Below are 21464 nucleotides of genomic sequence, written 5' to 3'. Positions count from 1 at the left end.
CATGGCAAGACACTGGCGTGCCGGCGCGGCCGGCCTGGCCGTCCTCGGCCTCACCCTCACCGCCTGCGGCGGCGCGAAGGTCGGCGACACCTCCTCGGGTTCCAACAGCGCGGGCGGCTCCGGCAAGTGCGGCAACTTCAACCTCGCGGTCAACCCGTGGGTGGGCTACGAGGCCGACGCGGCGGTCGTCGCCTACGTCGCCCAGCACAAGCTCGGCTGCACCGTGAACAAGAAGAACCTGAAAGAGGAGATCGCCTGGCAGGGCTTCGGCACCGGCGAGGTCGACACCGTCCTGGAGAACTGGGGCCACGACGACCTGAAGAAGAAGTACATCACCGGCCAGAAGACCGCCCAGGAGGCCGGGCAGACCGGCAACAAGGGCATCATCGGCTGGTACGTGCCGCCGTGGCTGGCCAAGGCGCACCCCGACATCCTCGACTGGAAGAACCTCAACAAGTACGCCGCGAACTTCAAGACCTCCGAGTCCGGCGGCAAGGGCCAGCTCCTGGACGGCGACCCGTCCTACGTCACCAACGACGCGGCCCTGGTGAAGAACCTCAAGCTCAACTTCAAGGTGGTGTACGCGGGCAGCGAGACCGCGCTCATCCAGTCCTTCCGGGACGCCGAGAAGAACAAGAAGTGGGTCATCGGCTACTTCTACGAGCCGCAGTGGTTCCTGTCCGAGGTCCCGCTGAAGAAGGTGGCGCTGCCGAAGTACACCGCCGGCTGTGACGCGGTGGCGGAGAAGATCGCCTGCGACTACCCGATCTACAACCTGGACAAGATCGTCAGTACGAAGTTCGCCAAGTCCGGCAGCCCCGCCTACAAGCTGGTGAAGAACTTCAACTGGACGAACGACGACCAGAACACCGTCGCCAAGTACATCGCGCAGGACAAGATGACCGACGACGCGGCCGCGAAGAAGTGGGTCGACGCCAACAAGGACAAGGTGGACGCCTGGCTCAAGTAGGCCCGGCCCGGGGCCGGTCGAACACGCCCGGCGGGCGGTGCGCACCCTCGCGTACCGCCCGCCGGGCATTGCCGTGTTCAGGCCGTGTTTCGGGCCGTTTTCCGACGTCACGGACCCCTTGACACCCCCCTTCACGAAAGGCACGCTGAGTTGCGCAACCTGAATCACGTTGCGCAGAAAGCAACTGAACGGTTCTTGATTCCGGAGGTGCGGCGATGGCGGGACCCCGAGTGGTGATCATCGGAGCGGGCGTCGTGGGAGCGGCCCTCGCGGACGAGATCTCCGCGCGAGGCTGGACCGAAGTGACCGTGGTCGACCAGGGCCCCCTCCCCGCCACCGGGGGATCCTCGTCGCACGCCCCCGGGCTGGTCTTCCAGACGAACTCGTCCAAGACCATGACCGAACTGGCCCGCTACACCGTCGAGAAGTTCTGCTCCCTCGACGTCGACGGCAAGCCCTGCTTCCTTCAGGTCGGCGGCCTGGAGGTGGCCACCACCCCCGAGCGGCTGACGGAACTGCGCCGCCGTCACGGCTGGATCACCGCCTGGGGCATCGAGTCCCGGCTGCTGACCCCCGACGAGTGCGTCGAGCGCCACCCGCTCGTCGACCGCGACAAGGTCCTCGGCGGCCTCCTCGTCCCCACCGACGGCCTCGCCAAGGCCGTCCTCGCCGTCGAGGCCCAGATCCGCCGCGCCACCGAGCGCGGCGTCACCTTCCTCGCCCGCCACGAGGTCCTGGACATCCTCCGGGCCGACGGCGAGGTCACCGGCGTCCGCACCGACCAGGGAGACCTGGCGGCCGACATCGTCGTGTGCTGCGCCGGCATCTGGGGCCCGAAGATCGCCCGCATGGCCGGGATGAACCTCCCGCTCACCCCGCTCGCCCACCAGCTCGCCTGGACCGGCCCGATCCCCGCCCTCGTCGGCCAGACCGAGGAGGCCGTCCGCCCGATCCTGCGCCACCAGGACGCCGACCTGTACTACCGCGACCGGTTCGACGGCATCGGCATCGGCTACTACGGCCACCGCCCCATGCCCATCACTGCCGACGAGATCCTCTCCGTCGACGAGGCCGACCAGATGCCCTCGGTCCTGAAGTTCACCGAGGAGGACTTCGCGCCCGCCTGGAGCGAGACGCAGAACCTGCTCCCCGCGACCCGGGACGCCAAGGTCGAGGAGGGCATCAACGGCCTGTTCTCCTTCACCACGGACAACTTCCCGCTCCTCGGCGAGTCCCCGGACCTCAAGGGCTTCTGGGTCGCCGAGGCCGTCTGGGTCACCCACTCCGCGGGCGTCGGCCGGGCCATGGCCGAATGGCTGGTGGACGGCCACTGCTCGTCCTTCGACCTGCACGAGTGCGACGTCAACCGCTTCGAGCCGCACCAGCTGACCCCCGAGTACGTCCTGGCCCGCGACTGCCAGAACTTCGTCGAGGTCTACGACATCCTCCACCCCCTGCAGCCGTCCGGTGAGCCGCGCCCGATCCGCAAGAGCCCCTTCTTCGCCCGCCAGCAGGAGCACGGAGCGTTCTTCCTGGAGGCCAACGGCTGGGAACGCCCGCAGTGGTACGAGGCCAACGCGCACCTCGTGGAGGGCCGTTCCATCCCCACGCCCAACGACTGGGCCGCGCGGTACTGGTCGCCGATCGTCGGCGCCGAGGCCCAGGTCACCCGCGAGACGGTCGCCCTGTACGACATGACCGCCCTCAAGCGCCTGGAGGTCAGCGGCCCCGGCGCCGCCGACTTCCTGGAGCGCCTGGTCACCGGCAAGGTCGCCAAGTCCGTCGGCTCGGTGACGTACACGCTGCTCCTGGACCACGACGGCGGCATCCGCAGCGACATCACCGTGGCGCGGCTCGCCCGCGACCTCTTCCAGGTCGGCGCCAACGGCAACCTCGACCTCGACTGGTTCACCCGCCACCTGCCCGCCGACGGCACCGTCCAGGTCCGCGACATCACGCCCGGCACCTGCTGCATCGGCCTGTGGGGGCCCCTGGCCCGCAAGGTCCTGCAGCCGCTGACCGACGAGGACTTCTCGAACGACGGCCTGAAGTACTTCCGCGCCAAGCGCGCCCACATCGGCAGCGTCCCGGTCACCGCGATGCGGCTGTCGTACGTCGGCGAACTCGGCTGGGAGCTGTACACCACCGCCGACCTCGGCGAGAAGCTCTGGGACACCCTGTGGGAGGCCGCCGAACCCCTCGGCGGCATCATCGCCGGCCGCGGCGCCTTCAACAGCCTGCGCCTGGAGAAGGGTTACCGCTCCTTCGGCACCGACATGACCTACGAGCACGACCCCTACGAGGCCGGCGTCGGCTTCGCGGTCAAGCCCGACAAGGAGGACTTCGTCGGCAAGGCGGCGCTGTCGCTCCGCAAGGAGAACGTGGGGCGCAGGCTGACCTGCCTCACCATCGACGACCCGCGGTCCGTCGTGCTGGGCAAGGAGCCCGTGTACGACGGGGAGCGGGCCGTCGGGTACGTCACCAGCGCGGCGTACGGCTACACGATCGGCAAGGGGATCGCGTACGCGTGGCTGCCGGTGGAGGTGGCCGCGCCGGGGGCGGTGCTGCACATCGGGTACTTCGATCAGCTGATAGAGGCGGTCGTCGCCGAGGAGCCGCTGTTCGATCCGACGATGTCCCGTCTCCGTGGGTGAGCTCGGAGGGTCGTTTCTCGGCCGCGGGTTCGTTGTGGCTGATCGCGCCCCGCGGCGGAGCCGCTGATCGACACAGCCCCGTGCCCCTTCACAGCATCCAGTCCTCGTCAGGAAAGGAGCACCGTCGGTGACAGCACAGGTACTCGACGGCAAGGCCACCGCCGACCGCATCCGGCGTGAACTCGCCGACCGTGTGGCCAAGTTGACGGCCGCCGGAGGGCCTGCGCCCGGTCTCGGGACCGTTCTCGTCGGGGACGATCCCGGCAGTCGGGCCTACGTCGCCGGGAAGCACCGGGACTGTGCGCAGGTCGGTATCGCCTCCCTCCGGCGGGAGTTGCCCGCCGACGCGACCCAGCGACAGGTCGAGGACGTCGTCGACGAGCTCAACGCCGACCCCGCCTGCACCGGATACATCGTCCAACTCCCGCTCCCCGCACACCTGGACGCGAACGCGGTACTGGCCCGCATGGACCCGGCCAAGGACGCCGACGGGCTGCACCCCGTGAACCTCGGCCGGCTCGTCCTGGGCAGCGAGGCGCCGCTGCCCTGCACCCCACGCGGCATCGTCGAGCTGCTCCGCCGCCACGAGGTGCCCCTCGCCGGGGCGCGGGTCTGCGTGATCGGGCGCGGCATCACCGTCGGGCGCCCCATCGGCCTGCTGCTGACCCGCCGCTCCGAGAACGCCACCGTCACCCTCTGCCACACCGGCACCAAGGGCCTGGCCTGGCACGTCCGCGAGGCCGACATCGTCGTCGCGGCCGCCGGGTCGCCCGGACTGATCACCAAGGACATGCTGCGCCCGGGCGCGGCCGTCCTGGACGTCGGTATCACCCGCACCGCACACGGGCTGGTCGGCGACGTGCACCCGGAGGCCGCCACGGTCGCCGGATGGGTCGCGCCGATGCCCGGAGGCGTGGGCCCCATGACCCGCGCGATGTTGCTCGCCAACGTCGTCGAGGCCGCCGAGAGGAACGCGAACGCCGTATGAACGCGCTCAACACCCCGCTGTCGGAGATGGACCCCGAGGTCCACGCGGCGCTCGCCGCCGAACTGCACCGCCAGCAGTCCACACTGGAGATGATCGCCTCCGAGAACTTCGCCCCGGTCGCCGTGATGGAGGCCCAGGGCTCGGTCGCCACCAACAAGTACGCCGAGGGCTACCCGGGCCGCCGCTACTACGGCGGCTGCGAACACGTCGACGTCACCGAGCGGTTGGCGATCGAGCGGGTCAAGTCCCTCTTCGGCGCCGGCTTCGCCAACGTGCAGCCGCACTCCGGCGCCCAGGCCAACACGGCCGTCTTCTTCGCCCTGTTGCAGCCCGGCGACACGATCCTCGGTCTCGACCTCGCGCACGGCGGCCACCTCACCCACGGCATGCGCATCAACTACAGCGGCAAGATGCTGAACGTCGTGCCCTACCACGTCTCCGAGGCCGACAACCTGGTCGACCTGGACGAGGTCGAGCGCCTCGCCAAGGAACACCGCCCCAAAATGATCATCGCCGGCTGGTCGGCGTATCCCAGGCAACTCGACTTCGCGGCCTTCCGCCGGATCGCCGACGAGGTGGGCGCGCTGCTGATGGTCGACATGGCGCACTTCGCGGGCCTGGTCGCGGCCGGACTGCACCCCAACCCGGTCCCGCACGCCCACGTCACCACCACGACCACCCACAAGACCCTCGGCGGCCCGCGCGGCGGCGTCATCCTCACCAACGAGGCCGACCTCGCCAAGAAGATCAACTCGGCGGTGTTCCCCGGCATGCAGGGCGGCCCGCTGGAACACGTCATCGCCGCGAAGGCGGTCTCCTTCAAGGTCGCCTCCTCACCGGAGTTCGCCGAACGCCAGGCCCGTACGCTGGCCGGCGCCCGCATCCTCGCCGAGCGCCTCACCCGGCCGGACGCGGCGGCCGCCGGGGTGAGGGTCCTGACCGGCGGCACGGACGTCCACCTGGTCCTCGTCGACCTCAGGGAGTCCCCGCTCGACGGCCGCCAGGCGGAGGACCTCCTCCACGACATCGGCATCACCGTCAACCGGAACGCGGTCCCCTTCGACCCCCGCCCGCCCATGGTCACCTCCGGTCTGCGCATCGGCACCCCGGCCCTGGCCACCCGCGGCTTCACCGAGGACGACTTCGCCGAGGTCGCCGACGTCATCGCCCTCGCCCTCCAGCCGGAGCCGGACACCGCCGCCCTGCGCGTCCGCACGGCCGCGCTGGCCGCCCGGCACCCGCTCTACCCGCACCTTTCCGGACCCGCAGGAGACGCCCGATGAGCCCCACCACCCCCGGCGCCGACCTCCCCGACCACCCGGACTTCCTCTGGCGCACGCCCGAGCCGAAACGGTCGTACGACGTCGTCGTCGTGGGCGGCGGCGGACACGGCCTCGCGACCGCCCACTACCTGGCGAAGAACCACGGCATCACCAACGTCGCCGTGCTGGAGAAGGGCTGGCTGGCCGGCGGCAACATGGCCCGCAACACCACGATCATCCGCTCCAACTACCTGTGGGACGAGAGCGCGGGCATCTACGAACACGCGCTGAAACTGTGGGAGGGCCTGGAGGAGGAGCTGGACTACCCGATCCTCTTCTCCCAGCGCGGCGTGCTGAACCTCGCCCACAGCCTCCAGGACGTCCGCGACAGCGTCCGCCGCGTCGAGGCGAACCGCCTCAACGGCGTCGACGCCGAATGGCTGGACGCCGAGCAGGTCCAGGAAGTCTGCCCGATCGTCAACATCTCGCCCGACGTGCGCTACCCGGTCCTCGGCGGCACCTACCAGCCCCGCGCCGGCATCGCCAAACACGACTACGTCGCCTGGGGCTTCGCCCGCTCCGCCGACGCCGCCGGCATCGACATCATCCAGAACTGCGAGGTCACCGGCCTGGACGTGGTCGACGGCCGGGTGGTGGGCGTCCGCACCAGCCTGGGGCCGATCGCCGCGGGCAAGGTCGCCCTCTGCTCCGCCGGGCACACCTCGGTCCTCGCCGCCATGGCCGGCGTCGAACTCCCGCTGCAGAGCCACCCGTTGCAGGCCCTGGTGTCGGAACTGCTGGAGCCGGTGCACCCGACGGTGGTCATGTCGAACGCCGTCCACGTCTACGTCAGCCAGGCGCACAAGGGCGAGCTGGTGATGGGCGCGGGCATCGACGCCTACAACTCCTACACCCAGCGCGGCGCGTTCCACATCATCGAGGACCAGATGTCCGCCGCCCTGGAACTCTTCCCCGTCTTCGCCCGCGCCCACGTCCTGCGCACCTGGGGCGGCATCGTCGACGTCAGCCCCGACGCCTCCCCGATCGTCGGCCTCAGTCCCGTCGACAACCTCTACGTCAACTGCGGCTGGGGCACCGGCGGTTTCAAGGCCACACCGGGCGTCGGCTGGGTCTACGCCCACACCATCGCCCACGACACCCCGCACCCCCTCAACGCCCCCTTCTCGCTCGACCGTTTCACCACCGGCGCGCTCGTCGACGAGCACGGCGCGGCCGCGGTCGCCCACTAGGACCCCTGGGAGCCGACCCCATGCTGCTCATTTCCTGCCCCTGGTGCGGGCCCCGCGACGAGTCCGAGTTCCACTACGGCGGCCAGGCCCACGTCCCCTACCCCCAGGACCCCTCGGCCCTGACCGACGAGGAGTGGGCCCGCTACCTGTTCTTCCGCGCCAACCCCAAGGGCCCCTTCGCCGAACGCTGGAGCCACGCGACGGGCTGCCGCCGCTGGTTCAACGCGGTACGCGACACCGCCACGAACGAGATCCTCGCGGTGTACCGGACGGGGGAGTCACGCCCCGAGTCCGTGCACTCAAGAGGGGCCGAGTCTGTGAACTCGAGCGCGTCCCACTCTCCGTCGGCCACTTCCCAGCCCGGTCCGCCACAACCAGCCCGTCCGGCGTTTGAGGACAAGGCCCCTTCAGGGCCGATAGGGGGTCTGGGGGCACAGCCCCCAGCACACCGCCGCACCCGACAGCGCACCCTCACCTTTACTTTCGACGGCACCGAATACCAGGGCGTACAAGGGGACACCCTCGCCTCCGCCCTCCTCGCCAACGGCATCATCGCGGCGGCGACCAGCATCAAACGAGGCCGCCCCCGAGGCATCTTCTCCGCCGGCGTGGAAGAACCCAACGCCGTCGTCCAGATCGAGGAACCCTTCCCCGAGCCGATGCTCCCCGCCACCACCGTCGAGCTCTACGACGGCCTGGTCGCGAGCAGCCTCTCCGGCCAGGGCCGCCTCGCCACCACCCCCGACCCGGCCCGCTACGACGCCGTGCACGACCACTGCGACCTGCTGATCGTCGGCGCAGGCCCGGCCGGCCTCGCGGCGGCGGCCGCCGCGGCCCGCAGCGGCGCCCGCGTCATCCTCGCCGACGACCGCCCGGAACCCGGCGGCAGCCTCCTCGGCACCGGCGAACTCCTCGACTGGGTCACCCAGACCACCGCCCTCCTCGACGCCGCCCCCGAGGTCAGGGTCCTGCGCCGCACCACGGTCTTCGGCTACTACGACGACAACCACCTCCTGGCCGTCGAGCGCCGCACCCACCACCTCGGCGCCGCCGCCCCGCCGGACGTCGCCCGCGAACGCGTCCACCGCATCCGCGCCCGCCGCGTCGTCCTCGCCACCGGCGCCCACGAGCGCTCGCTCGCCTTCGCGGACAACGACCGCCCCGGCGTGATGCTGGCCGCCTCGGCCCGCACCTACGTCAACCGGCACGGCGTCCTGCCCGGCCGTCACGCGGTCGTGTTCACCACCAACGACAGCGCGTACGCGGCGGCGCTGGACCTGCACGCGGCCGGCGTCGGGATCGCCGCGATCGTCGACACCCGCACCGACCCGGGCGAGTGGGCGGAGCGCGCCCGGGCGGCCGGGATCGAGGTGCTGCCGGGGCACGCCGTCGTCGGCACGGACGGCGCGGCGCGGCTGACCGCGGTGACCGTCGCCCCGTACGGACAGACCGTGGGGGAGCGGGAGTTCGCCGCCGACCTGCTGCTGGTCTCCGGCGGCTGGAACCCGGTGGCCCATCTGTTCAGCCAGGCGGGCGGCCGACTCCGCTTCGACGACGAGCTCGGCAGCTTCGTCCCCGACACCTGCCGGCAGGCCGTCGAGGTCGCGGGCAGCGCGAGCGGTGTCCTCGACCTGGCCGGGGTCCTCGCGCAGGGCGCGGCGGCCGGGGCCCGGGCACTCGAGGCCGAGGGCTACACCCCCGAGCCCCCTAGCGTCCCCCGGCCGCCCGCCCAGCCGCGGCCGACACCCCCCATGCGGGTCTTCACGGTCCCCGGCCGCGAGGGCGCGCCCCGTTTCGTCGACCTTCAGCGCGACGTCACCGTCGAGGACCTGTCGCGCGCCACCGGCGCCGGGCTGCGCTCGGTGGAGCACACCAAGCGCTACACCACGGCCGGCACCGCCAACGACCAGGGCAAGACCTCCGGCGTCCTGGCTAGCGGAGTCGTAGCCGAACTGCTCGGCGTGGACGTCTCCGAGCTCGGCACGACCACGTTCCGCCCGCCCTACACTCCGGTCTCCTTCGCCGCCCTCGCCGGCCGCGACCGCGGCGCGCTGAGCGACCCGGTGCGCACCACCGCCCTGCACGAGTGGCACGTCGGACACGGTGCCCTGTTCGAGAACGTCGGCCAGTGGAAGCGCCCCTGGTACTACCCGCGGGACGGCGAGGACATGGAGAGCGCGGTGCTGCGCGAGTGCGCCGCCGCCCGGGAGGGCGTCGCCTTCATGGACGCCTCCACCCTCGGCAAGATCGACGTCCAGGGCCCGGACGCCGGCGTCCTCCTGGACCGGCTCTACACCAACATGATGAGCACCCTGAAGGTCGGCATGATCCGCTACGGCGTGATGTGCCGCCCGGACGGCATGATCTTCGACGACGGCACCGTCATCCGCCTCGCCCCCGACCACTTCCTGGTCACCACGACCACCGGCAACGCGGCGGCCGTACTGGACTGGATGGAGGAGTGGCTGCAGACGGAGTGGCCGGAACTGCGCGTGCACTGCACGTCCGTGACCGAGCAGTGGGCCACCGTCGCCCTCGTCGGCCCCAAGTCCCGCGCGGTCCTCGGCTCGCTGGCGCCTCGACTGGCCGTCGCCAACGACGACTTCCCGTTCATGGCCTGGCGGGAGACGACCGTCGCCGGCATCGAGGCACGTGTGTGCCGCATCAGCTTCTCCGGTGAACTCGCCTACGAGATCAACGTCTCGCCCTGGCAGGCCCTCGCCCTGTGGGAGGCGCTGTACGAGGCCGGCGCCCCGTACGGCATCACCCCGTACGGCACCGAGACCATGCACGTCCTGCGCGCCGAGAAGGGCTACCCGATCGTCGGCCAGGACACCGACGGCACGGTCACCCCGCAGGACCTCGGCATGAGCTGGGTGGTGTCGAAGAAGAAGCCGGACTTCATCGGCAAGCGCTCCTACGCCCGCGCCGACACCGTCCGCCCCGACCGCAAGCACCTGGTCGGCCTGCTCCCCGAGGACCCGGCCACCTTCCTGCCCGAGGGCACGCACCTGGTGGCCGACAGCGTGCTGCCCGCCCCGCCGGTGCCGATGCTCGGCCACGTCACCTCCAGCTACCGCAGCGCCGCCCTGGGACGGACCTTCGCCCTGGCCCTGGTCAAGGGCGGCCGGGACCGCATCGGCGAGCGGCTGTACGCGCCCGTCGGCGACCGGCTGGTCCCGGTGACCGTCGCAAGCCCCGTCCTCTACGACCCCGAGGGAGCCCGCCGCGATGGCTGACACCGTGCTCACCGCCCCGCCCCGCAGCCCCCTGGCACGCGCCTCTGGCCGCCTGGCGGCCGCGACACGCGCCTCCGGCGGCGCCGTCCGGCTGGCCGAACTGCCTTTCCTGACCCAGGTGAACGTGCGCCTCGACGCCAAGGGACCGGCGGCGGACGCCGTGGCGCTCGCCCTGGGCCTGCAACTGCCGCTGGAACCCGACACCGTCGTGCGTGCCGGAGAGTTGAGGGCGCTGTGGCTCGGCCCGGACGAATGGCTGCTGGTCGGCCCGCCGGGCACCCGGCACGAGCTGGAGGGCCGGGTCCGGGAGGCGGCCGGCGAGGAACCGGTGTCCGTCACCGACGTCTCCGCCCAGCGCACCACCCTCCTCGTCGCCGGCCCCCGCGCCCGCGACCTGCTGGCCCACGGCTGCGCCCTCGACCTGCACCCGCGAGTCTTCGGCCCCGGCCGCTGCGCTCAGACCGCCCTGGGCCGCACCCAGGTCGTCCTGGTCTCGCGTGACGAGGCCCGGGCGGGTTTCTGGGTGCTGGTCCGCTCGTCCTTCGCCGGCTATCTCACCGACTGGCTGCTGGACGCGGCGACGGAGTACGTGTAGCCCCCGGTATCTAGGAGGCGTGGGCGTCGACCAGCCAGGCGCCCGCCGTGAAGCGGACGTCCGGGCCGTGCACGAACGGCTCGAAGGCGGCACGGACGGTCTCGGTCACCTTCGTCCGGGTCGCCTCGTCCACCTCCCGCAGGGCCTGCCCGACCGTCCCCATCTTCGTGAAGTAGCCGATCAACTGCCGCTCGGGGAAGGCGCATTCGGCGTCGAACGGCCGGACGTCGATACCGGTCCAGCCGCTCTCCGCCAGGATGCTCCGGACCCGGTCGCGGTCGGCGAAGGCGAACTGGCCCGGCTCGTCGGGGCGGCGGGCGGGGAGGCCGGGCAGGTACGGCGCCGCGGCACGCTCGGCCGTCGTCATGAACGGATTGTCCGCCGGGCCGCGCCAGGCGATGAACCGCAGCCCGGCCCCCTCGCGCGCCGCCCGGCGGAGATTGGCGAAGGCCCGGACGGGGTCGGCGAAGAACATCACGCCGAACCGGGAGAAGACGGCGTCGAAGCTGCCCGGCTCGAAGGCGTGCTCGGCCGCGTCGGCGCGGACGAAGGACGCGGCGGTGCCTTCACGCTCGGCGCGCTCCCGGGCGGCGGCGATCATCGCCTCGGAGATGTCGACGCCCACGCAGCGGGCCGCGGGCCCGAGCCGCCGCGCGGCCGCCAGCGTCGTGCCGCCGGTCCCGCAGCCCACGTCCAGTACCCGGCCCGCCGGCCCTGCCGATGCCTCCACCGCGTCGAGGAGGGGTGCCTCGAAGGGCCTGAGCAGCCCGTCCAGCACCGCCTGGGCCTCCACCCAGGCGTGTCCCGCGGCGCCGTTCCAACGGGCCGCCTGTTCGTCACCGGTGCTGCGCTCCACGTCCATGACCGTCTCCTGTGCTTGCCGTCATCGGGCCAGGATGACACCGTGCTACTTCAAGCCGACTTGAGGTCAAGAGGATGACAGAGCTGGACATCGCCGAGGTGGTCCGGCGCGCCGGGGTGCCCGCCTCCACGCTGCGCTACTACGAGGAGAAGGGCCTGATCACACCGGTCGGCCGACGGGGCCTGCGCCGCCAGTACGACCCGTCCGTGCTGGAGCGTCTCGCGCTGATCGCGCTGGCGCGCACCGCCGGGTTCCCGCTCGACGAGATCGCCCGGGTCTTCGCACCGGACGGGGCGATCCACATCGACCGGGAGGCCCTGCTGGACAAGGCCGGGGAACTGGACCGGCGGATCGGCGAACTGGCCGTCCTGCGCGACTCCCTGCGGCACGTCGCCGCCTGCCCGGCGCCCAGCCACATGGAGTGCCCCACGTTCCGGCAGATCCTCGCGGCCACCGCGGCCGCGGACGTTCCGGGCCGCCGGAAGCGGGCACCCGGAACACCGTGGAACGCCTCGATCCCGGGAAGCGCCGACGAGCACGCTCCGTGACCAAGGAGTCGCCGTACCGCCCGTACGTCCGGCTCCGGCTGTCCGCGAGCCGCCCGAGGTGCGACGCTGGGACGACAGGCATCCGCCGAGGGGACGCGGGAGGGCCCGATGGGACGTGACGTGCCGGCCCTGGTGTTCACGCGGGAGGACCGCCGTCGGTACCGGGACAAGATGCACACCTGCCTCGACGTGCTCGCCCAGATGCTGCGCGAGTCCGGTTTCGAGGCCGAGCGCCCCCGGGTCGGACTGGAGATCGAGCTCAACCTCGTCGACGACGACGGCCGGCCGGCGATGCGCAACACGGAGGTGCTGCACGCCATCGCCGACCCCGCCTGGTCCAGCGAGCTGGGCCGCTTCAACCTGGAGATCAACATCCCGCCGCGGGAGCTGACGACCGGCGGGCCGGGCGCCTGGGAGGAGGAGATCCGCCAGGCCCTCAACCACGCCGACGAACGCGCGCGTGCCGTGGGCGCCCACCTGATCATGGTCGGTATCCTGCCGACCCTGCGGGAGTCGGACGTGGGGGAGGCGGCCCTGTCCGGCGATCCGCGCTACAAGCTCCTCAACGAGCAGATCTTCGCGGCGCGGGGCGAGGACCTGCGCATCAGGGTGGACGGCGTGGAGCGCCTGTCGATGTACGCCGACGCCATCACGCCCGAGGCCGCCTGCACCAGCACCCAGTTCCATCTGCAGGTCGATCCCAGGGAGTTCGCGGACTACTGGAACGCGGCGCAGGCGATCGCGGGTGTGCAGATCGCCCTGGCGGCCAACTCGCCGTTCCTCTTCGGCAAGGAGCTGTGGCGCGAGACCCGCGTACCGTTGTTCGAGCAGGCCACCGACACCCGCCCGCAGGAGATCAAGGCTCAGGGTGTGCGCCCCCGGGTGTGGTTCGGGGAGCGCTGGATCACCAGCGTCTTCGACCTGTTCGAGGAGAACGTGCGCTACTTCCCGGCGCTCCTGCCGATCTGCGACGAGGAGAACCCGCAGGAGGCGCTCGACGCAGGCGGCATCCCGGAGCTGGGCGAGCTGACCCTGCACAACGGCACCATCTACCGGTGGAACCGCCCCGTCTACGCCGTCACCGACAGCGGCCCGCACCTGCGCATCGAGAACCGGGTCCTGCCCGCCGGCCCCACGGTCGCCGACGTCATCGCCAACGGCGCCTTCTACTACGGCCTCACGCGCGCCCTCGTCGACGAGGACCGGCCGGTGTGGACAAGGATGTCGTTCGCGGTCGCCGAGGAGAACCTGCACGCCGCGGCCCGCGACGGCATCGACGCCCGCCTGTACTGGCCCGGCGTCGGTGAAGTCCCGGTCACGGAACTGGTGTTGCGCCGCCTGCTGCCACTGGCCCACCGGGGCCTGGAACTGGCCGGCCTGGACGCCGCCTGGCGCGAACCCCTGCTGGGCATCATCGAACAGCGCTGCGTCACCGCCCGCAACGGTGCCCTGTGGCAGGCGGAGACGGTCCACCACCTGCAGAAGGCGGGCGTCCCCGACCGCGAGGAGGCCCTGCGCCGCATGACGACGACCTACATGGACTACATGCACCTCAACGCCCCCGCCCACACCTGGCCGGTGGACTGACGCCACCTGGAGTTCGGGTTCAGGCGCGGTAGCCGCGCAGCTTGCGGTACAGGGTGGCGCGGCCGATGCCCAGGGCCGCCGCCGCCCGGGCCTTGTTGCCGCCGTGGAGGCGCAGGGCGTCGAGGATGGCGGCGCGCTCGGCGTGCTCCATCGGACTGAGCGGGCGCGGTGCGGGGCCCTCGCGCACGGGGTCCGGCAGTTCGGCCCGCCGGACGGGCCCGGTCGAGCGGCGATGCTCGGCCAACGCGCGGACCATATGGGCGAGTTCGGTGACATTGCCGGGCCAGGGGTCCTGCTCCAGCGCGCGCAACGCGTCCAGCGTCCAGGTCAGCGGAGGATGTCCAGGGGCCGGGCGCGGAGTCAGGGCCGTCAGCAACTCCCTCACATCCTCGGGTCGTTCGCGCAGCGCGGGCAACGTCACCGAACGAGCCGCCAGGGTGTCCAGAAGCCGCTGCAGACACGGACCCGGCGAGGCCCCGGGGGTGTGGGTGACCAGCAGGGGCACGCCCGGACGCGAGGCGAGCAGCGTGTTGAGCGCCGCGGTGTCGGACGCCGCGAGGCGCTCGGCATGCCGGACGAGCACAGGCCGCCCGTCCAGCAACTTCTCCAGGCGGTCGCCTGTTTCCCGCCGCTCGGTGTCGCTCGACACCACCTACCTGGGCATGGTCAACGGCGGCTACGGCGAGGAACTGCGCTGCGCCGCGCTGGCCAAGACCGAACTGCACCGCGAGGACTACACCCTCAACTGGCGGTCCATGCTGGCGCGTGGCATCGCCGTCGTCGGCCCGACGGTCCAACTGGAGCTGGACGTCCAGGCGATGTACCGCACCCACGACACCCCGACCCCGCCGGAGTAGCCGCCCACGCGCCGTCGGGACGGCCGTGGTCCGCGCGGCGCGGAGCCTGGCCGCCGGACCGGCCGTCCGGCGGCCCGCGTGCCGTGTCAGGATGCGGGTGATCGACCGTCCTCCCGAAAGCTGCCCGACGTGAGCGAAACCCATCCGACCACCGCGCCGCGCCCCCTGCTGCTGGCCGACGGCCGGCCCGCCGCCGAGGCGTGGTCGCTGGACCCCGCCCTCCGGCACCTCAACCACGGTTCCTTCGGCGCCGTCCCGCTGGCGGCGCAGGAGCGGCAGCAGGAACTGCGCGCCGAGATGGAACGCGCGCCGGTGGTGTGGTTCCCGACGCTGCCCCCGCGTCTGGCCGCCGCCCGCCGGGAACTCGCCGCGTTCCTGCGGGTGGACGCCGGCGGCCTCGCCCTGGTGCCGAACGCCAGCGCCGGCGCGAGCGTCGTCTACGCCGCCCTCGCCCCGCGCCCCGGCGGCGAGATCGTCGTCACCGACCACGGCTACGGCGCCGTGACCATGGGCGCCGAGCGGCTGGCCCGCCGCTGGGGCGGCCGGGTGCGCACCGCCCGGGTGCCGCTGGACGCCGACGCCGAGCAGGCGTACGAGGCCGTGGTGGCCGAACTCGGCGAGGCCACCGGCCTGATCGTCGTCGACCAGATCACCTCGGCGACCGCGCGCAGGCTGCCGGTGGAGGCGATCGGGGCGGAGGCCCGGCGACGCGGCATCCCGATGCTCGTCGACGGCGCGCACGCCCCCGGGCTGCTGCCGGCACCGCTCGCCGACGCCCCGTACGACTTCTGGACCGGCAACCTGCACAAGTGGGGCTGCGCCCCGCGCGGCACCGCGGCGCTCGTCGCGCGCGGCCCTCAGCGCGAGCGGCTGTACCCGCTGATCGACTCGTGGGGCGCCCACGACCCCTATCCCGACCGCTTCGACCAGCAGGGCACGATCGACGCCACCTCCTACCTGGCCGCGCCGGCCGCCCTGGCCTTCATCGACCAGACCTGGGGCTGGGACGCCGCCCGCCGCTACATGGACGACCTGGCCGACCACGGCGCCCAGGTCGTCGGCGCCGCCTTCGCGGAGCTCACCGGCGAGGACAGCCGGGTCGACGTCGGCATGCCCGTGCCCGGCATGCGCCTGGTCCGCCTCCCCGACGGCCTGGGCCGCACCCGCGTCGAGGCCGACGCCCTGCGCGACCGCGTCGCCCGCGAACTCGACGTGGAGGCCGCCTTCACCAGCTTCGCCGGTATCGGCTACTGGCGGCTGTCCGCGCACGTGTACAACACGCCTGCTGACTACGAGTACTTCGCGGAGAAGTGCGTACCCGTGCTCGGCGAATGGACTCGATTCGCGAACTGACCCCCTCCCGGCGCGCTCAAGGGCCGCCGAACGTCCCCGGCGTCATCAGGTCAGGCGTCCCGGACCCTTGACTCGGCGGGCCGTCACCCCGATCCTCGTCCCAGATATTGCGCTGGTCATGACAACCTCATGGTTCCCCCAACGCCATGGGACCGGCCGCGCCATCGCGCCGACGGAGGGACGTGGGCAGTGACGCCGAACCGACGCTCGAACCGCAGACGCAGGAACGTCACCCTGATGTCGCTGCTCCTCCTGGTGCTCGCCGTGGTCCTCGGCCCCACGCCGAGTTCCGCGGCGGGCGGCGACTGGTGGATCCCGACCGCGGCGCCCACCCCGGACGTGCAGATCAACGTCACCGGCGAGCCGTTCAAGGGCACCGACTCGGCCGGAAACGTGCGCGGGTTCGTCGACGCCCACAACCACCTCTTCGGCAACGAGGCTTTTGGCGGACGGCTGATCTGCGGCAAGGTGTTCTCCCTGAACGGTGTCGCCGACGCGCTCAAGGACTGCCCCGAGCACTACCCCGACGGCACCCTCGCGGTCTTCGACTACATCACCCACGGCGGCGACGGCAGGCACGACCCGGTCGGCTGGCCCACCTTCAAGGACTGGCCGGCCTACGACTCGATGACCCACCAGGCCGACTACTACGCCTGGGTGGAACGGGCCTGGCGCGGCGGGCAGCGCGTGCTGGTCAACGACCTCGTCACCAACGGCATGATCTGCTCCATCTACCCGTTCAAGGACCGCAGTTGCGACGAGATGACGTCGATCAGACTGCAGGCGAGGATGACGTACCAGCTCCAGGACTACGTCGACGCCATGTACGGCGGCCCCGGCAAGGGCTGGTTCCGGATCGTCACCGACAGCGCGCAGGCCCGCCAGGTCATCGAACAGGGCAAGCTGGCCGTCATCCTGGGCGTCGAGACCTCCGAACCCTTCGGCTGCAAGCAGGTCCTGGACATCCCGCAGTGCAGCAAGGCCGACATCGACAAGGGCCTGGACGAGCTGTACGGCCTCGGCGTGCGCTCGATGTTCCTGTGCCACAAGTTCGACAACGCCCTGTGCGGCGTCCGCTTCGACTCCGGTGGCCTCGGAACGGCCATCAACGTCGGCCAGTTCCTGTCCACCGGCACCTTCTGGCAGACCGAGAAGTGCACCGGTCCGCAGCACGACAACCCCATCGGCAACGCCTCCTCGGCGGCCGAGTCCGACCTGCCGTCGGGCGTCACGGTGCCGTCGTACGACTCCGACGCCCAGTGCAACAAACGCGGGCTCACCGACCTCGGCGAGTACGCCGTACGCGGGATGATGAAGCGCAAGATGATGCTGGAGATCGACCACATGAGCGTCAAGGCGGTCGGCCAGGCCCTCGACATCCTGGAGTCGGCCTCCTACCCCGGCGTGATCTCCTCGCACAGCTGGATGGACCTGAACTGGACCGAACGGGTCTACTCCCTCGGCGGTTTCGTCGCCCAGTACATGCACGGCTCCGAGGGCTTCGTCGCCGAGGCGGCCCGCACCAAGGCACTGCGCGACAAGTACGGCGTCGGCTACGGCTACGGCACCGACTTCAACGGCGTCGGCGACCACCCCGCCCCGCGCGGCGCGAACACCTCGAACCCGGTGACGTACCCCTTCAAGAGCGTCGACGGCGGCTCGGTCATCGACCGACAGACCTCCGGTGAGCGCACGTTCGACATCAACACCGACGGCGCCGCGCACGTCGGGATGATCCCGGACTGGATCGAGGACATCAGGAAGGTCGGCGGACAGACCGTGGTCGACGACCTGTTCCGGGGCGCGCAGTCCTACCTCGACACCTGGGGTGCCACCGAGCGGCACCAGGCGTCGGTCGACCTCGCCAAGGGGCAGCCGGCGACGGCCAGTTCGTCCGAGTGGAACCCGTTCACCAGCTATCAGCCGGGGCGTGCGGTCGACGGGGACGGCGGCACACGCTGGGCCAGTGACTGGAGCGACGACCAGTGGTGGCAGGTCGACCTCGGCTCCACCCACCTGGTCTCCCGGGTCACCCTCGACTGGGAGCGGGCGTACGGCAAGTCGTACCGGATCGAGCTGTCCACCGACGGCACCACCTGGCAGACCGCCTGGTCCACCACCTCCGGCGACGGCGGGCTGGACACGGCCAGGTTCACCGGCACCCCGGCCCGCTACGTCCGGGTCCACGGCCTCGCCCGCGGCACCTCCTGGGGATACTCGCTCTACGACGTCGGCGTCCACAGCGCCTGACACCCCCGCACGACACCCGAGGACACGCATGGCACGCAGACCGTCGGCCGAACGACGTACCCAGCTGACGGAAGCGGCGATCCGGGCGATGGCCCGGGACGGCGTCCCCAGGACGACGACCCGGTCCATCGCCGCCGAGGCCGGCGTGTCCCTGAGCGTCTTCCACTACTGCTTCGACTCCAAGCAGGCCCTGATCGAATCGGTCATCACCACCCTCACCGACCACTCCGTGATCGTGGTGAAGGAGGCGCTGCGCCCGAAGGCGACGCTGGAGGAGACCGTCCGGGCGGGTTTCCGGGCGTACTGGGACCATGTGCGCGCCCATCCCGATGAGCACATGCTCACCTACGAACTGACGCAGTACGCGCTGCGCGAGCCGGGATTCGAGCATCTGGCCCGGCGCCAGCACGAGCTGTACGCCAGCGCCTTCGCGGAACTCATCGAGCGGCTGCGGCTGGAACGGGATCTCGAACTGAGGGTGCCGGTACCGGTGTTGGCCCGTTACCTGGCCGCCGTCACCGACGGGCTGACCCTCAACTTCCTGGTCCTGGGGGACGAGTCGGCCTGGTCGGAGATCTGCGACACGGTCGTCGCGCACATCGCGGGGCTCGTGGTCTGAGCGGCGCGGGAGGACGGGGCCACGTCCCACTCCTTGACGTGTACTGGGCGATGTGGATTCATGGGAGCGCTCCCATGAATCTGCTCGTGCCATGTCCACGCCTGGATCTCCCGGCGCTCACCCCCATGGAGCCGCAGTGAGAAGAACAAGCAGCACGACACGACAGCACCCCTCGACGGGCCTGAAGGCCCTGCTGGCGAGCCTCGTCGGACTCGTCCTCGTCGGCGCGCTCTTCCCCGCCGCCGCGCACGCCCAGTCGCCCGGCGTCCAGGCCACCGGCCTGCACATCAGCAACGGCCGGTTGGTCGAGGGCAACGGCAACGACTTCGTCATGCGCGGCGTCAACGCCGCCCACACCTGGTATCCGGGGAAGACCAAGCAGTCGCTGGCCGACATCAAGGCCCTCGGCGCCAACTCCGTCCGGGTCGTCCTGGCCGACGGCCACCGCTGGGCCGCCAACAGCGCTTCGGACGTCGCCGACGTGATCGCCCAGTGCAAGGCCAACCGGCTCATCTGCGTCCTGGAGGTGCACGACACCACCGGCTACGGCGAGGACAGCGCGGCCGGCACGCTCGACCAGGCCGCCGACTACTGGATCGGCCTCAAGGACGTCCTGGCCGGCCAGGAGAACTACATCGTCATCGACATCGGCAACGAGCCCTGGGGCAACACGAATCCGGACGGCTGGACCGCCCCCACCATTGCCGCCGTCAAGAAGCTGCGCGCCGCCGGAATCCAGCACACGATCATGGTCGACGCGCCCAACTGGGGCCAGGACTGGCAGGGCGTGATGCGCGCCAACGCCAAGTCGGTCTACGACGCCGACAGCACCGGCAACCTCATCTTCTCGATCCACATGTACAGCGTGTACGACACCGCACAGGAGATCACCGACTACCTCCACGCCTACGTTAACGCCGAACTGCCCATCGTGATCGGTGAGTTCGGCGGTCCCGCCGACCAGTACGGAGACCCCGACGAGGACACCATGATGGCCACCGCCCAGCAGCTGAAACTGGGCTACCTGGCCTGGTCGTGGAGTGGCAACACCGACCCGATCCTGGACCTGGCGGTCAACTTCGACCCCAAGCAGCTCAGTTCCTGGGGACAGCGCGTCTTCAACGGCGCCAACGGCATCGCCCAGACCGCCAAGGAGGCCACGGTCTTCGGGGGCGGTTCCGGCGACACCCAGGCGCCGACGGCCCCGGGCACGCCCGCCGCCTCGGCCGTCACGGCCACGTCCGTCACCCTCACCTGGCCCGCCGCCACCGACGACGTCGGCGTCACCGGCTACGACGTCGTCCGCGTCGCCGGCGGCGACGAGACCCGGGTCGCCACCTCCACCACCAACACCGCCACCGTCTCCGGGCTGAGCGCCGCGACGGCGTACACCTTCGCCGTCTACGCCCATGACGCGGCAGGCAACCGCTCGGCCCGCTCGGCCGGCGTGAACGTCACCACCGACAAGGCCCCCACCACCGCCTGCTCGGTCGGGTACCGCGTCGTGGGGGAGTGGTCGGGAGGCTTCCAGGGCGAGATCAAGATCGGTAATCCGGGCACCGCCGCCGTCAACGGCTGGAAGCTCGGCTTCGCCTTCGCCGACGGCCAGACCGTCTCCAACATGTGGGGCGGTACGGCCGCGCAGTCCGGCGGCGCGGTGACCGTCACCCCGGCCTCCTACACCACCACCATCCCCGCCGGCGGCTCCGTCACCGTCGGCTTCATCGCGAGCAAGGGCACCACCAACACCGCCCCGACCGGGTTCACCCTGAACGGCAGCACCTGCACGACCGGTTGACCCGCGGATCGGCGGGGGCGCCCGCCCCCGCCGATCACCTCCGGGCCCCTGTGCAGCCCATACACAGGCTATGTAGAGTACGAGTATGGGTACGCTCCGTATGACCCTGCAGACCCAACTGGTGCTGCGGGCTTTGCTGGAGGCCCCCGCCAAGGAGCGCTACGGCCTGGAGCTGTGCGAACTGGCGGGACTGCCGTCGGGCACGATCTATCCGATCCTCGCCCGTCTGGAACAGGTCGGCTGGCTGGAGAGCAGCTGGGAGGACCCGGCCGTCCACGAGGAGGCAGGCCGCCCGCGCCGCCGTTTCTACCGCATCACCGAAGACGGCGCCGAACAGGCCCGCCTGGCCCTGGCCCGCACCTACCGCGCCCGCAAACAGCCCCTGCCGGGCTGGGCGGCGAACCGTCCGGTCGGTGAGGGGTAAAAACGCCGTGGGAACCCGGGACCCTGACAACGCGGCACGCGGGCGGACGTGACGGCGCGGCCGCGTTCTCGGCCCAGGTCCTGACCACCGTGCGGCCGCACCACCCCGGTGCCGCCGTTTCCCTCGCCCAGGCCGCCCACTGGCAGGCAGGGCAGATCGGCTGCTGCATAGCTGATCCGGGTCCGGCGGCACCCAGCCGCGCCGGACC

At 71.4% G+C, this 21464-nt stretch carries 16 protein-coding genes and 1 pseudogene; 15 read left to right on the top strand and 2 right to left on the bottom strand.

What is annotated here, in order from left to right:
- Position 1: 1 nt before the first annotated feature.
- The 7 genes from LN251_RS33480 (at position 2) to LN251_RS33450 (ending at position 10958) form a co-directional block, all read left to right on the top strand.
- On the top strand, positions 2–970 hold the full coding sequence (locus tag LN251_RS33480; RefSeq protein ID WP_458247899.1) for an ABC transporter substrate-binding protein: 969 nt from the start codon (positions 2–4) through the stop codon (positions 968–970).
- 215 nt (positions 971–1185) lie between these two features.
- The gene (locus tag LN251_RS33475; RefSeq protein ID WP_458247898.1) at positions 1186–3624 is read left to right on the top strand and encodes a GcvT family protein; all 2439 of its coding nucleotides are present in this window, start codon (positions 1186–1188) and stop codon (positions 3622–3624) included.
- Between the two features lie 127 nt (positions 3625–3751).
- The gene (locus LN251_RS33470) at positions 3752–4612 is read left to right on the top strand and encodes a bifunctional methylenetetrahydrofolate dehydrogenase/methenyltetrahydrofolate cyclohydrolase (RefSeq protein WP_458247897.1); all 861 of its coding nucleotides are present in this window, start codon (positions 3752–3754) and stop codon (positions 4610–4612) included.
- Positions 4609–5895: a serine hydroxymethyltransferase gene (gene glyA / locus LN251_RS33465; protein WP_458247896.1), complete on the top strand. Its 1287-nt coding sequence runs from the start codon at positions 4609–4611 to the stop codon at positions 5893–5895. The genes LN251_RS33470 and glyA overlap by 4 nt, the downstream gene beginning before the upstream one ends.
- A complete protein-coding gene (locus LN251_RS33460) occupies positions 5892–7124 on the top strand; it encodes a sarcosine oxidase subunit beta family protein (RefSeq protein ID WP_458247895.1) in 1233 nt (410 codons plus the stop codon). The genes glyA and LN251_RS33460 overlap by 4 nt, the downstream gene beginning before the upstream one ends.
- Positions 7125–7144: 20 nt before the next feature.
- Entirely contained in the window at positions 7145–10363 is a 3219-nt protein-coding gene (locus LN251_RS33455; RefSeq protein ID WP_458247894.1) for a sarcosine oxidase subunit alpha family protein, read from the top strand.
- Positions 10356–10958 carry a sarcosine oxidase subunit gamma gene (locus LN251_RS33450; protein ID WP_458247893.1) on the top strand — a complete coding sequence of 201 codons (603 nt, stop codon included), beginning with the start codon at positions 10356–10358 and terminating at the stop codon, positions 10956–10958. The genes LN251_RS33455 and LN251_RS33450 overlap by 8 nt, the downstream gene beginning before the upstream one ends.
- 10 nt (positions 10959–10968) lie before the next feature.
- Here LN251_RS33450 and LN251_RS33445 read toward each other — a convergent pair whose 3' ends face one another.
- Complete coding sequence (locus tag LN251_RS33445; protein WP_458247892.1) at positions 10969–11820, bottom strand: class I SAM-dependent methyltransferase; 852 nt, start codon at positions 11818–11820, stop codon at positions 10969–10971.
- Positions 11821–11894: 74 nt separating this feature from the next.
- Here LN251_RS33445 and LN251_RS33440 point away from each other — a divergent pair, with 74 nt between their 5' ends.
- Entirely contained in the window at positions 11895–12368 is a 474-nt protein-coding gene (locus LN251_RS33440; RefSeq protein WP_458247891.1) for a helix-turn-helix domain-containing protein, read from the top strand.
- 108 nt (positions 12369–12476) lie between these two features.
- Positions 12477–13955 (top strand): glutamate-cysteine ligase family protein, encoded by a 1479-nt coding sequence (locus tag LN251_RS33435; RefSeq protein WP_458247890.1) that lies wholly within the window; start codon positions 12477–12479, stop codon positions 13953–13955.
- Between the two features lie 19 nt (positions 13956–13974).
- Here LN251_RS33435 and LN251_RS33430 read toward each other — a convergent pair whose 3' ends face one another.
- Positions 13975–14376: a helix-turn-helix domain-containing protein gene (locus LN251_RS33430; protein WP_458247889.1), complete on the bottom strand. Its 402-nt coding sequence runs from the start codon at positions 14374–14376 to the stop codon at positions 13975–13977.
- 208 nt (positions 14377–14584) lie between these two features.
- Between LN251_RS33430 and LN251_RS33425 the strand changes: the two are divergent.
- From LN251_RS33425 to LN251_RS33400, 6 genes and pseudogenes are all read left to right on the top strand, one after another.
- Positions 14585–14812 (top strand): annotated as a pseudogene (locus tag LN251_RS33425) (YceI family protein); the annotation flags it as partial.
- Between the two features lie 129 nt (positions 14813–14941).
- Positions 14942–16165, top strand: a complete 1224-nt coding sequence (locus tag LN251_RS33420; RefSeq protein ID WP_458247888.1) for an aminotransferase class V-fold PLP-dependent enzyme — start codon at positions 14942–14944, stop codon at positions 16163–16165.
- A 237-nt stretch (positions 16166–16402) separates the two neighbouring features.
- Positions 16403–18415, top strand: coding sequence for a galactose-binding domain-containing protein (locus LN251_RS33415; protein ID WP_458247887.1), 2013 nt, complete (start codon positions 16403–16405; stop codon positions 18413–18415).
- A 28-nt stretch (positions 18416–18443) separates the two neighbouring features.
- Positions 18444–19034 carry a TetR/AcrR family transcriptional regulator gene (locus LN251_RS33410; RefSeq protein ID WP_458247886.1) on the top strand — a complete coding sequence of 197 codons (591 nt, stop codon included), beginning with the start codon at positions 18444–18446 and terminating at the stop codon, positions 19032–19034.
- Between the two features lie 136 nt (positions 19035–19170).
- Positions 19171–20832: a cellulase family glycosylhydrolase gene (locus LN251_RS33405; protein ID WP_458247885.1), complete on the top strand. Its 1662-nt coding sequence runs from the start codon at positions 19171–19173 to the stop codon at positions 20830–20832.
- 85 nt (positions 20833–20917) lie between these two features.
- The gene (locus LN251_RS33400; protein ID WP_458247884.1) at positions 20918–21256 is read left to right on the top strand and encodes a PadR family transcriptional regulator; all 339 of its coding nucleotides are present in this window, start codon (positions 20918–20920) and stop codon (positions 21254–21256) included.
- Positions 21257–21464 lie beyond the last annotated feature (208 nt).

It is taken from the genome of Streptomyces sp. MAI_2237 (assembly GCF_054189285.1).
Note: the sequence above shows the minus strand (reverse complement) of the source record. Positions and strands in the feature narration are given on the sequence as shown.